Source organism: Halapricum sp. CBA1109 (genome assembly GCF_009741825.1).
In the GTDB taxonomy this organism is placed as follows: Archaea; Halobacteriota; Halobacteria; order Halobacteriales; family Haloarculaceae; genus Halapricum.
Genome location: NZ_WPCA01000083.1, coordinates 1 through 12,053, shown reverse-complemented (window position 1 = coordinate 12,053; position 12,053 = coordinate 1). Strand labels below are relative to the sequence as shown.

Sequence of the window (12,053 nt, the reverse complement as noted above, 5' to 3'; positions counted from 1 at the left end):
GAGATGGACTTCGCCGTCTCGACGAACGTCCGGACGCTCTGGACGGGCGTGTCCCGGTTGACGCCGTGGCCGAGGTTGAGGATGTGGCCCTCGGGGCCGGCGGCGTCGATGACCTCGCGGGTTCGGGCCTCGACAGTCTCTTGGTCGGCGAACAGCACCGACGGATCGAGGTTCCCCTGCACGGGCGTCTCGCCGAGGGCGTCCCGCGCGGCCCCCATCTCGACGGTCCAATCGAGGCTGATCACGTCCGGGTCGGCGGCGGCCAACTGGTCTAGCCGTCCGGCCATATTCCGGACGAAGAGGATGGTCGGGGCGTCGACGGCCGCACAGATCCGGCGGTGGCGAGGGACGATGTAGCGCTCGTAGTCCGCCGGCGGGAGGACGCCGGCGTAGGTGTCGAACAACTGGAGGACGTCCGCGCCGTGGTCGACCTGATACCGGAGGTACTCGACGACGGCGTCGGTGAAGGTGTCCAGCAGCGTCTCGAAGGCATCGGGGTGTTGGACGCGGAACTTCCGGACCGGGAGGTGGTTGCGCGAGGGGCGGCCGGCGACGGCGTAGGATGCGAGGGTGAACGGCCCGCCGGCAAAGCCGATGATGCTCGTCCGGTCGCCGACGCTGTCGGTCAGGCGGTCCAGTAGCGCGCCGACGTAGTCGAGGCTCTCGGCGATGGGGGTCTGCTCGCGGTCGGTGTCTGCGGGCCCGGTGACGGGGTCCTCGATGACCGGGCCGGTGCCGGACTCGATGTGGTAGGACAGGCCCAGCGCTTCCAACACGACGAGGATGTCAGAAAACATCACGAGGCCGTCCGGTTCGTAGCGGTCCCACGGGAGGAGGGTGATGCGCTCGGCCACCTCGGGGGTGGTGACGGCCTCGACGAAACTGTAGTTCTCGCGGATCTCGCGGTACTCGGGGATGTGCCGTCCGGCCTGACGCATCAGCCACACCGGCGGGCGCTCGGTCCGTTCGCCGCGGGCCGCGCGGACGAGGAGGTCACTCATCGCTTCACATTCGGGAGGCGGTGATTAAGGCGTTGTGTCCTGCGCTGGTCACAGCACGAGCGAGAACAACAGGAACGAACAGACGACGCCGATAGTGGGGGTCAACACCCACATCGTGACGATGCGACTCACGGCCGACGCGTCGAATAGACTCTCCGCCGACAACTCCTCGGCGTCCTCGCTCCCCATACTCGGGACGTCCGGCGTCTCGTCGTCGGCCGGTGCCGCCGGAGCTTCGCGGTCGGCGAGTTCACCGACGGTCGGACTGGTCGGCGTGTTCTCCTGTTGTCCACCGGCCGTGAGCGCCCCAGTCGCGACGGCCGGCCTCTCGTTCGGGGTCGGCGTGGCGAGGTCGGCGATACTCGCGGCTCGGCTCGCACGTCCCCAGCCGAGACCGATGATGGTGCACGTCGTACTGACCGCGAGACTGGCGGGGATGCCGAGCGCGGAGAGGATAGTGATGATCGTCCCGCCGACCGTCGAGACAATGAGAGCGGCCAGAATCGGGAGTTCGGTGATGTCGTCACCGACGGTGTCGAGCGTCCGCCGTGCGATGGTGAAGCTCCCCAGCGAGAAGGCACCGACCGCGACGAGTACGCCCTGGTCGACGGTGAGTGGTCCCCCGGCACCGACCAACGGCGCGACGGCGTTGGCGGCGTTCGAGGCTCCAGCGGAGAACGCCATATAGCAGGCGATGACGACGACGAGCACCGACCCGACTAGGTCCCGAACGGTGGCGTTACTGTTGACTGTCGGTCGAGGAACAGCGCCGCTTCCGTCGACCTGTATCAGATGGTCGTCAAGGCGCGTGAACGCGATGTAGCGGTCGAGATACGGGTAGAGGTAGCGTCCGATGACGGCACCACAGAGGAAGCCGACGAGGGGGGCGACGACCCACGCCGAGACGATAGTGAACATCAACGCCTCGTTGAGGGTCCCCGTCGCGAGCCCGAGTCCGACGATGGCACCGACGGCCGTCATCGACGTCGAGGCCGGGACGCCGTAGAGGTTCGAGACGAGGAGTGCGAGCCCGGTAAAAAACAGGACACCGACGCTCGCTACCGGCGTGAACTGCGAGGCAGGGACGATGCTGCTCGACATCGTGTCGATGACGTTCCGACCGACTGTCCACGCGCCGATGAGGGCGAACCCCGTGAACAGCACGCCGGCAGTGACCTTTCGGACCAGTCGGCTCCCGACCGCTGGCCCGAAGGCGACCCCCGTCGAGGAGCCACCGATGTTGTATCCGACGAACACTGCGACACCGATACCGAGTACCGCCAACAGCGCGACCATCGTTGTGGGTAGGCGATATTATCTACCCCACCCACAACAGGCTATCTATCCGACGAGCGCCTGTCGGATCTTACCGCGGCCGTCGTCGGAGGGCGCTGGGCACGCCACCGACGGCCGTTCAGTCCGTCACCCGACCCCACCAGCGGCGGCGAAACGAGTCGACCAACCTCGTCTCTATCTCTCGGGCCACCCGGCGCAGTTTGGACAGCCATTTAACCACCGACGAGAAAGCGGGCGGTATGAGTCAGCCACGAATTCTGCTGCTCGGGCCGCCGGGCGCTGGCAAAGGGACGCAGTCGGGCAACATCGTCGAGGCGTACGGCGTCGAACACGTCACGACGGGCGACGCCCTCCGGGCGAACAAGGATATGGACATCAGCGATATGGACACCGAGTACGACACCCCGCGGGAGTATATGGAGCAGGGTGACCTCGTGCCGGACGCTGTCGTCAACGCCATCGTCGAGGAGGCACTGACCAGCGCCGACGGGTTCGTCCTCGACGGCTACCCACGAAACCTCGATCAGGCCGCCGAACTCGAAGGGATGACCGACCTCGACGTGGTCATCTCGCTGTCGGTGAGCACCGAGGAACTCGTCGACCGACTCACCGGCCGGCGGGTGTGTGACGACTGTGGCGAGAACTATCACGTCGAGTTCGACCAGCCCGACGAGGAGGGGGTCTGTGATGAGTGTGGCGGCGAGTTGATCCAGCGCGACGACGACAACGAGGAGGCCGTCCGCAACCGTCTGGACGTCTTCGAGGAGAACACCGCGCCGGTCGTCGACCACTACCGCGATCACGACGGGTTCGTCGACGTCGACGGCGAGGGGTCCCTCGATGAAGTGTGGTCGGCCATCGACGACGCCATCGAGTCGCGAACGTAAAGGCTGATTTGTGCCCAGCGTTTACTAGGGTGTAGATGCCACGAACAGTGAGTAAGGTAGACGCCCTGCTCGAGGAGGACGCCAGTATGGAGGCGGCACTGGCGCGGGTCCTCGAAGCCGCCGAGGAAGAAGGCGTCATCGCGTGGAGCGACGTGAGCGACGACCTCTCCAGCGGCCAGTGGGGGCGCCTGATCGAGAAAGACATTCTCGTCGACGCCGGCGGTGAAGGGTTCGTCGTCGACGACCCGGACGGCGTCCGGGAGGCCATCGGCGTCGACGTTGACCCCGCGTCCGGGACGAGTACTACAAGTAGCGACGACGAGGACGGCGACGGGTCTTGGAGTATCTACGACAAGGTCGCGGCGCTGGCGGCGTTCGGGATGCTGTCGGGGTACTACTTCGATTCCATTCGGAACGCTGTCGGTGGCGTGTTGGACCTGTTTTTCGGCCCGCTCAACGGGCTCGTCCCGTTCTATATGGTCGTTCTCGTGCTGGCTGTCCTGACGGGTCTCGTCTCGGCCGTTTTTCAGGACCAGTTGACGACGATGGCGAACATGGACGGGTACAAGGAAGAACAGGAACGCCTCAAAGAGCGTGAGAAAGCGGCCAAAGAGCGCGGCGACGACGAAGAACTCGAAGAGATCAGACAGAAGCAGATGGAGCTAGTCAGCGAGAACTTCGGGATGATGAAACAGCAGTTCCGCTCGATGCCGTGGATTATGCTGTTCACCATTCCGGCGTTCCTCTGGCTGTACTGGCAGGTCCTCGATCAGGGGGCCGGCGTCGCCGGGACGGTCATCCAGATGCCCATCTTCGGAAGCTTCTCCTCGTGGGACGCGGGCGTCCTCGGCCCGATGCAGGTGTGGATCATCTGGTACATCGTCTGCTCTATCGCCCTCTCACAGCTCATCCGAAAGGCGCTGAACATCCAGACCTCGCCGTCCTGACCCGCGGCGAGACGCAATCCATTTTAGCTGTCCCCTCCCAGATCGGATATGTTGATCACCGTCTCCGGCCCCGCCGGCAGCGGCAAGAGTACGCTCGCTGCCAGTCTGGCCGACGCCTTGGACTACGAGCACGTCAGCGGCGGCGACATCTTCCGCGAGTTGGCCGAGGAGCGGGGGATGACGCCGCTGGAACTGAACAAACAGGCCGAGGAAGACGAGACCATCGACCTTGATCTGGACCGGCGGCTCCGCTCTATCGCACGGGACCGCGACGACCTCGTTCTTGAGTCTCGGTTGGCCGGCTGGATGGCCGGCGACTACGCCGACATCAAACTGTGGCTGCACGCGCCGCTGGAAATCCGCGCCGACCGCATCGCCCAGCGGGAGAACAAGCCCTTTGAGCAGGCCCGCGAGGAGACCCAAGAGCGCGCCGAGAGCGAGGCCCACCGCTACCGGGAGTACTACGACATAGACATCGACGACCTCTCGATCTACGACCTGGCCGTCAACACCGCTCGCTGGGGGCCACAGGGCGTCCTCGCCGTCACGCTCCACGCCGTCGACTCCTACAAGCGCGACGGCGACGAAGGCAAGGCCACCGTCGGCGTCGACTACGACTTCTGAGATGTCCCGTGGCCCACCCGAGGACCGCGACCCCGAGACGCTGCTCCGGTTCGGCGTCGTCAACCTCGACAAACCGCCCGGTCCCTCGGCCCATCAGGTCGTCGCGTGGCTTCGGGATATGGCCGGCGTCGACCGCGCCGCACACGCCGGCACCCTCGACCCGAAGGTGACTGGCTGTCTCCCGGTCCTGCTCGGCGACGCCACCCGGATGGCACAGGTCTTCGACGACAGCGTCAAGGAGTACGTCGCCGTCCTCCACCTCCACGGCCGCCCGCCGGACTCCATCCGAGAGACTGTCGCGGAGTTCGAGGGACCGCTCTACCAGAAGCCGCCGAAGAAAAGCGCCGTCTCGCGCCGCCTGCGCGTCCGAGAGATACACGACCTCGATCTGCTCGAAATCGAGGACCGCCGGGCGCTCCTCCGGATCCGGTGTGAGAGCGGCACCTACGTCCGGAAGCTCTGTCACGACATCGGACTGGCGCTGGGGACCGGCGCGCATATGGGCCACCTCCGCCGGACCGCGACCGGCCGCTTCGACGACACCGACCTCGTCTCGATGCACGACCTGACCGACGCGCTGGCGTGGTACCACGAGGACGACGACGCCGGACCGCTCCGGGACGCCGTCGACCCCGCCGAACGGGCGCTGGCGTCGCTCCCGTCGGTCACTATCGCGCCCAGTGCCGCCGCCGAAGTCGCCGACGGCGCCCCGATCTACGCGCCCGGCGTGATCGAGTGCGACGCGACCCCCGCCGAACAACTCGTCGCCTGCTACACGCCCGACGGGGCCGCGGTCTGTATCGGCCACCTCGTCGGCGACCCCGCGGCCGACACCGGGACCGTCGTCGAACTGGAGCGGGTACTGGTGTAGGCCGATTCGACTCGCGTCCGGCGGATCGAAAACGACACGCTTTAACCGTGGTCACCCTTCTGAGGAAACGCGGGACCGTAGGGTAGTGGTATCCTCTGCCGATGGGGTCGGTAGGACCTGAGTTCGAATCTCGGCGGTCCCATACCACTTTTTACTTCGTCAGGTGAGCGCCGGCGGCGCTCACCGTTCCTCGCAAAAACGTGGGGGAAACGACCTCCGCGCTTCCCGATGGTCGCGCGGAGTGAAACGCCCCGCTTCGCTCGGCGTATGCTCCTGTGACTCCCGTATAGTGTGTCGAAGGTTGGATCGCGTGGCTCGGCGTCCCTACTGAAGTGATTTGTATGTATGAAAAACGGTAGCTGGAAGTCAACTGCTGGCGCGTATCTCGGCTAGTACCTGAGTGCGACGTTCGGCTCGCTGCTCGACGCTACGGAGTCGTTCTCAGCAACCTCTCGCCCGAGGGGTCCGCGCAGGTCCAAATCAACCTCGGAACCACCTACTCCGTGATACCGACTCAGCTTCGAGACCACTACGACATCGAGCAGGGCGACTGCCTCCAGCGAGCGTTCCACCCGTCGAGCGGCTGCCTGATTCGTCTCTCTTGCCGACTACGGTTTGTTTGAGTGAGCCGGCGAAACAAATACAGGGGCCAATATACAACGTATACCTATGACCACTACAATCCGAGTTTCCGACGACACCAAAGCTCGGCTCGAACGGTTGAAGCGCGACGACGAGACGTTTGATGAGTTACTTGCTCGACTCAGCCGAGACGAGAAGGATATCGAAGCTATCGCTGGCAGTTTCGATAGGCCAGAAGACGAAGGGCTGGGCGAATCAGTCACCGAAACACACGAAGAACTGAACGAGTCGTTCGAAGAGCGAACAGAACGATCTGAGCAGTGATCGTACTCGATAACGACGTTGCGGTGAAACTTCTTCGAGAAGACGATCCAGTGGTAAAATCGCATCTGAGCCAGTACAGCAACGAGGCTTGGGCGATCCCGTCATTGGTCAGTTTCGAGTTCTTACAGCACTACAGCCGGCTGGATGTCGTTTCCCGGACCCAACAGCAGCTTCACAGAGTCTTCGATGAGATTCTTCCATTTACAGACGATGTCGCAGTCGAAGCGTGGCGTCTCAATGATCGGCTTCTCCCACAGAATATCGCACTCGACAAACTTGACCTTCTGAATCTCGCCACCGCTCACGAAGCCGGCGCGACGTTCGTCACTCACAACAGCAACGACTTCGACAAGTCTCCGATTCACGAACTTACCGACATCCACGTCATCGTTTCCTGACCCCTGACCGAGGCTCACGAGGGGGTCAAATCGGAGGTTTATCTCCGGGTCCCAAGCATAGCGGAACGCGAACCTCGAAGACTACCCCGACGACGACGGCAAGAGGGTATGGTTCTCCGAAACAGACATCGAGCGACGTTCTCGACGACAGCAGACAGACGCTCGCGGTCGCTCCGGCGCTGGATACACCAGGCGACGGACGACCTCCGCGAGCAGACTGACGAGCCCGGCTGGCAGTACGTGGGCTTCCACGATCTCCGGCGGACGTGGGCGACGCAACTCCGGAGCGCCGACGTCGACGCGATGGTCGTCTGTGACTGGGGCGGCTGGAACGACCTCGACACGTTTCTCGACCACTGCCGCGGGACGCATACTCCGGAGGCACAGCGGCGAGAGCGCCAGAAAGTCAAGTGGCTGTAGTCAGTACGTTTCGACTTCCAGACCGTCTACAGCCATCAAATCAGAGTCGTCTGAGACAACCGCCTCGTTGTGAACAAGTCCTGTCGCGGCGATGACTGCGTCTGCTACATCTAAGCTCTTGCTTGAATCACTCGCCATCGATTTTCCATCGAGTACACCTGCTCGCCGCGCGATATTCTCGTCTAGCGGCACCACTGGGCAGCTGCTGAAAAACTTCTCGTAACGGTCGGCGTCGTCGTTGGGTCGGCCACTCATTCCAACTGCTCTGTATATCTCGTGTATAACCACTGTCGGAATCCGAAGCGGTCGGTCTGTACTCTCAAGTTCACGCGCTTTCTCGACCGCCCCCGTATCACCCGAGTCAACTGCTATCAAGTAGTTGGTGTCTAGTATCATTGAGCAGTGTTCTCTTCACGAGACATCTTCTCGGCCAGTTTTTCGGCATCTTCTCGTTCGGCCTCCTTTGCAGTCTTCTGAGCTTCCTCAAACGTATCACGGTCGATAGACCCGTCTGCATCGGCAAGGTCGAGTAGTCCGTAGTCCTCCGTCAGTCGCTCGATAGTGTCACTGAATGTCTCACCCTCTCGCTTCTCCGATTTGATGCGTTCGTAGACATCGTCATCTAGTCGCACTTGGTGACTCATACTAATACGTCGTTTACAAAGACAAATAGGTGTGTCGCCGGTCCCTGAGTGGTCAGTCGTTGTTCAATACTCGGTCGAGCCGCGGTGTCGGCTACTCGCGGGCGTCGAGATCGCCGGCGACTGTTCTCTCGGTATCGGTGTCGCGCTGATCGACTGAACTATCGGACTGTCTCGGGACGGACGACGAAGAGTCGTGGTACCGCGGCCCGCAGAAGGGTTATCCCTCGGCGGACCCTCCGTCTGTTCGTAATGGCAAACGGTAAGGTTGATTTCTTCAACGACACAGGCGGCTACGGTTTCATTTCGACTGACGACGGCGATCTCGACGACGACGAAGACGTGTTCTTCCACATGGAGGACGTCGGCGGCGAAGACCTCACGGAAGGGACCGAGGTCGAGTTCGACATCGAGTCCGCGCCCAAGGGTCCCCGCGCGGCGAACGTCGTCCGACAGTAACTCCGGACACTGCTGTCGCTCACAGCGACAGACACCGATTTCGATTTTTCAGCCGATCACACGCCCGAGCGGACGCTCTGTCCGCGCTACCGATTCGCGGATCGGGTCCGACGACCGTTCTGTGACACGGCTGAAGAATGCGGCCGCTCAGAAGAACTCGCGGAGACAGATCGGCCGTTCCGGGAACACCGTCGCGAGGGCATCCCGGACCGAGTTGTCCTCGATATCGAGGCCGTCGAGATGTTCGGCCGTCGACGGGTCGAAGCGGCCGAGGTACAACTGCGTCAGCGTACCGATATCGGTCTCGGCGTCTATCGTTCCCGCCGTGGTCCGTTCGAGTCCGTCCTCGGTGACTCGGAGGAGACCATCGGTCGCGTCGAGCAACGGGTCAGACACGTCGAGCGTTATCGGGTGGTCCAGTACGCTCCAGTCTAACTCGCCGAGTGGATCCAACCCGGTCAGCCGAGCCATCGGCCCCGGGACGCGTTCGCAGGTCAGGGCCTTCGGGTCGTCGACGATATCCAGCGGTCGCGTGTGGGTCGGATACTGCAGTTCGACGTGGTCGATCTGTGACCCGTGGCGACCGAGAAACCCCAGCAGGCTTCGGTGGGCCTCTCGGTCGGTGTAGCCGAAGGCGTCGACCGATAGGGGCCGGTCGTGGCCGTCGTCGTCCGAGACGGTGTAGAGAGGTAGCCCGCGACGGAGCCGTCACGTTCGTAGCCGTAGACGAACGGCTCGGTTCCGCCGGTCCAGTTCGTCAGCGTGCGCTCTCGCCACCACGCCTCCGAGCGGCGCATCGACAACGTGACGCCCTCGCCGGTCGCGGCCCCGACGGGGCGCAACTGCTCCCAGTCGTCGGCGTCCATCGGGCGGAACGATCCCGCAGGGTCGTGCTCTGGGAGCGCCGACGGTGGACACGCCAGTTCGTAGATATCGTTCGCGACGGCCCACCCCATCCGGCGGTAGAAGGGAACCGAGAACGGCCAGAGGACGACGACGCCGACGCCTTCGCTGGCGTACTCCCGACAGACGTTCCGGCAGAGAGAACGGGCGTACCCCTGCCCGCGGTGTTCCGGCGGTGTCGCCAGCGCTCCGAGGCCGCCGACGGTCCGGACGCGTCGCGCACGACGGCCGAGAAGGCGTAGCGTTTGCAGCCGCTGACCAGTTGCCCGTCCTCGTAGTACCCCCGCCGGTCGAACAGATCCGTCTCTCGGGGTTGGTCGTCGTCGGGATCCGGCGGCCCCTGTTCGGCGGCGAACCCGTAGCGGGTGAACCGGTGGTACGTCTCCCGGTCCGCGTCGTCGATCCGACGATAGTCGGCCATATCGGGACCTGTGCGGCCGCGAACAAAAAGAAAGGTCCCGTCTCAGACGCTCTGCTCGGGGTCGGCGGCGAGGTCGCCGAAGCCGTCGAGGCGGAACTCCCGGGAGTCGGTACAGTCCTCGACGCCGGCCGCGAGGTCACCGATCACGTAGTCGAAATCGTTCTCGAACTCGCCGTAGGGTGCTCCCTCGAAGGTGTCGAGGACCGAGTCGGCGGTCAGTTCGAGGTCGTACTCCGAGTCGAAGGCCGCGACCTTCGCGGCGGCGTCGTCGGCGGTCGCCGCGTCGGCACCGTACTCTCTGAACGCCGCTGCGAGTTCGGATTCGAAGTCGTCGCTCATACCGGAGCAGTGGCTCGGGAGCGTTGTTAGTGGTTCGGATTCGGAAAACGCCGAGGCGTCAGGCTGCTCGCCGGAGGTGAGCGTGAACTCCGTGGTCGGGTAGGCGGTACAGGTCAGGCAGTAGCCTTTGTCCATCTCTTCCTCCGAGAGGGTGTCGTTGTTGCTGTGGCGGACGTACTCCTCGGCCGCGCCCTCCTCGATGTGGCCGGCACAGGAGAGACACTGGCCCTGCCGGCAGGCGTAGGGCATATCGTAGCCCTCGTCCTCGCCGGCTTCCAGCAGCGTCTCGTTGTTCGCGACCTCTATCGTCTCGCCCTGTGCGGCGAACTCGATCTCGTAGTACTCGACCTCGTCGTCGCCGATCGCCGCGGGATCGAACTCGTCGTCGCTCTCGTCGGACTCGGCCAGTTCTCCCTCGGAGTCGCCGCCGGGGATGGCACCGGCGGGCGCGCCGCCGCCGACACCGCGGTTGTACGGTTCGGCGAAGTCCGTCTCGGGGACCGACTCGGCCCGCTTTTCGAGGACGGTCTGGGAGATGTCCTCCGTGGGCTGCCAGCCGGTCCCGCTGGCGTAGTGGAGCACGACAGCGACGAGTGTCAGAGTCGCACCGAGCACGACACCCAATAGCTCAACCATATTCGCGGCTACGGAATAGGGGCTTAACTAACTGTTGTTTCACCCGGCCCTGATCACTCTCTGCGGGGGACCTCGTGCCGACCGAAGCCGTACCGGAGCCGGTTGGCCAGCCGTCGGGAGAACCGACCCGAACCGTCACCGGTCGCTCGCGATCCGAAGCGCTCGGCCAGCGCCGCGTAGATCAGCGGCACCGGAACCTCCTGTTCGAGGGCCTCCTGGACGGTCCACGTGCCGGTCGAGCCACCCTCGACCCGGTCGGCCACGTCGCCGAGGTCGGTGCCCTCCTCGCGGAAGGCTTCCTCGCACAGCTCCAGCAGCCACGAGCGGATGACCGCGCCGTTGTTCCACGTGCGCGCGACGCTTCGAGGTCGAGGTCGAACCGCCCCTCCGCCAGCAACTCGAACCCCTCGCCGTAGGCCTGCATCAGCGCATACTCGACGCCGTTGTGGACCATCTTCACGTAGTGGCCCGACCCGACCGGCCCCATCCGGTCGTGGCCGTCGGGTCCGGTCGCAACCGCGTCGAAGGCGGGCGTCATCTCGTCGTAGGCCCACTGTTGGCCGCCGACCATCAGCGAGAAGCCCAGTTCCGCGCCCGCGGGCCCGCCCGAGGTACCACAGTCGAGGAACGCGGCATCGAGCGACTCAGCCCGTCGGATCGAGTCCTCGAAGTGGCAGTTCCCGCCGTCGACGAGGATATCGTCCTCGTCCAACAGCGGATCGAGTTCCTCGACGGCCGCGTCCACTGGGTCGCCCGAGGGGACCACGAGCCAGATGCGCTTCTGTTCGGGGAGTCGTTCGACTAGATCCGGTATCGACTCGGCCGGTTCAGCGCCGGCGTCGGCCGCGTCGGCGACGGCCTCCGGGTCGATGTCGTGCGCGACCACGTCGTGATCGGCCGCGAGCAACCGATCCGTGACGATTCGTCCCATCCGTCCGAGTCCGATGACGCCGATGTCCATACCGGAACCGTCGCACAGCCCCGTAGTAGGGGTTGTGATTCCCGCCGCCGGGTCGGCCCCGACGAGACTCCTGTCGCCCCGTCGTGATTGCTGGGCAACACTATCGTCCGAATATCGGGAGCGAAAACACCGCTCAGTGGTCTTTTCACCGGTAGAAAACACCGGACGGGAGCGGGGTGATGGTAACGATGGTAAATGTTTATGTAGGGTGGCCACAACAACTGCTGGCAGGCACGCCACCCCCCACGCGGTGCGGCCTCGGGCCGCTGGCGTGTGCAGGCAGACACGATCCAACAATGAAAACTGAAAACAGCTATTTCACAGACGACGACGCAGTGAGTCC

Annotated in this window: 13 protein-coding genes, 1 tRNA gene and 4 pseudogenes; 9 read left to right on the top strand and 9 right to left on the bottom strand. The window is 64.1% G+C overall.

Annotation, left to right across the window (positions count from 1 at the left end; genetic code table 11):
* Both hemE and GJ629_RS10185 read right to left on the bottom strand, forming a co-directional pair.
* The coding region (gene hemE, locus GJ629_RS10190; protein WP_157512877.1) for a uroporphyrinogen decarboxylase at nt 1-1,001 on the bottom strand (1,001 nt) is incomplete at its 3' end.
* Between the two features lie 48 nt (nt 1,002-1,049).
* Nucleotides 1,050-2,297 carry an inorganic phosphate transporter gene (locus GJ629_RS10185; protein WP_157512876.1) on the bottom strand — a complete coding sequence of 416 codons (1,248 nt, stop codon included), beginning with the start codon at nt 2,295-2,297 and terminating at the stop codon, nt 1,050-1,052.
* A 239-nt stretch (nt 2,298-2,536) separates the two neighbouring features.
* On the opposite strand from GJ629_RS10185, the gene GJ629_RS10180 reads away from it, so the two are divergent.
* The 8 genes from GJ629_RS10180 (at nt 2,537) to GJ629_RS10145 (ending at nt 7,350) form a co-directional block, all read left to right on the top strand.
* Complete coding sequence (locus tag GJ629_RS10180; RefSeq protein ID WP_157512874.1) at nt 2,537-3,184, top strand: adenylate kinase; 648 nt, start codon at nt 2,537-2,539, stop codon at nt 3,182-3,184.
* Between the two features lie 35 nt (nt 3,185-3,219).
* On the top strand, nt 3,220-4,131 hold the full coding sequence (locus GJ629_RS10175; RefSeq protein ID WP_157512872.1) for a DUF106 domain-containing protein: 912 nt from the start codon (nt 3,220-3,222) through the stop codon (nt 4,129-4,131).
* A gap of 48 nt (nt 4,132-4,179) precedes the next feature.
* Entirely contained in the window at nt 4,180-4,755 is a 576-nt protein-coding gene (cmk, locus tag GJ629_RS10170; protein WP_157512870.1) for a (d)CMP kinase, read from the top strand.
* Between the two features lies 1 nt (nt 4,756).
* Nucleotides 4,757-5,626, top strand: coding sequence for an RNA-guided pseudouridylation complex pseudouridine synthase subunit Cbf5 (locus tag GJ629_RS10165; RefSeq protein WP_157512869.1), 870 nt, complete (start codon nt 4,757-4,759; stop codon nt 5,624-5,626).
* 71 nt (nt 5,627-5,697) lie between these two features.
* Nucleotides 5,698-5,768, top strand: a tRNA-Pro gene (locus GJ629_RS10160).
* 527 nt (nt 5,769-6,295) lie between these two features.
* A complete protein-coding gene (locus tag GJ629_RS10155) occupies nt 6,296-6,532 on the top strand; it encodes an antitoxin VapB family protein (RefSeq protein WP_157512867.1) in 237 nt (78 codons plus the stop codon).
* Nucleotides 6,529-6,930, top strand: coding sequence for a type II toxin-antitoxin system VapC family toxin (locus GJ629_RS10150; RefSeq protein ID WP_370515859.1), 402 nt, complete (start codon nt 6,529-6,531; stop codon nt 6,928-6,930). Before GJ629_RS10155 ends, GJ629_RS10150 begins: the two co-directional genes overlap by 4 nt.
* Before the next feature lie 108 nt (nt 6,931-7,038).
* Nucleotides 7,039-7,350, top strand: a complete 312-nt coding sequence (locus GJ629_RS10145) for a tyrosine-type recombinase/integrase (RefSeq protein WP_157512865.1) — start codon at nt 7,039-7,041, stop codon at nt 7,348-7,350.
* On the opposite strand, the gene GJ629_RS10140 is transcribed toward GJ629_RS10145, so the two are convergent.
* Both GJ629_RS10140 and GJ629_RS10135 read right to left on the bottom strand, forming a co-directional pair.
* Nucleotides 7,351-7,746 (bottom strand): PIN domain-containing protein, encoded by a 396-nt coding sequence (locus GJ629_RS10140; protein WP_157512864.1) that lies wholly within the window; start codon nt 7,744-7,746, stop codon nt 7,351-7,353.
* Nucleotides 7,743-7,994 (bottom strand): antitoxin VapB family protein, encoded by a 252-nt coding sequence (locus tag GJ629_RS10135; protein WP_157512862.1) that lies wholly within the window; start codon nt 7,992-7,994, stop codon nt 7,743-7,745. Before GJ629_RS10135 ends, GJ629_RS10140 begins: the two co-directional genes overlap by 4 nt.
* 249 nt (nt 7,995-8,243) lie before the next feature.
* Here GJ629_RS10135 and GJ629_RS10130 point away from each other — a divergent pair, with 249 nt between their 5' ends.
* A complete protein-coding gene (locus GJ629_RS10130; protein WP_157512861.1) occupies nt 8,244-8,450 on the top strand; it encodes a cold-shock protein in 207 nt (68 codons plus the stop codon).
* A 147-nt stretch (nt 8,451-8,597) separates the two neighbouring features.
* On the opposite strand, the gene GJ629_RS17105 is transcribed toward GJ629_RS10130, so the two are convergent.
* The 5 genes and pseudogenes from GJ629_RS17105 to GJ629_RS10110 all read right to left on the bottom strand — a co-directional run bounded on the left by GJ629_RS17105 (nt 8,598) and on the right by GJ629_RS10110 (nt 11,710).
* On the bottom strand, nt 8,598-8,921 hold the full coding sequence (locus GJ629_RS17105; RefSeq protein ID WP_231754582.1) for a sterol carrier protein domain-containing protein: 324 nt from the start codon (nt 8,919-8,921) through the stop codon (nt 8,598-8,600).
* Between the two features lie 48 nt (nt 8,922-8,969).
* Nucleotides 8,970-9,089: pseudogene (locus GJ629_RS17100) on the bottom strand (hypothetical protein); the annotation flags it as partial.
* Nucleotides 9,090-9,451: 362 nt separating this feature from the next.
* Nucleotides 9,452-9,538: pseudogene (locus GJ629_RS17095) on the bottom strand (GNAT family N-acetyltransferase); the annotation flags it as partial.
* A gap of 635 nt (nt 9,539-10,173) precedes the next feature.
* Nucleotides 10,174-10,749: pseudogene (locus GJ629_RS10115) on the bottom strand (2Fe-2S iron-sulfur cluster-binding protein); the annotation flags it as partial.
* Nucleotides 10,750-10,802: 53 nt separating this feature from the next.
* A pseudogene (locus tag GJ629_RS10110) lies at nt 10,803-11,710 on the bottom strand (decarboxylating 6-phosphogluconate dehydrogenase).
* Between the last annotated feature and the right edge of the window lie 343 nt (nt 11,711-12,053).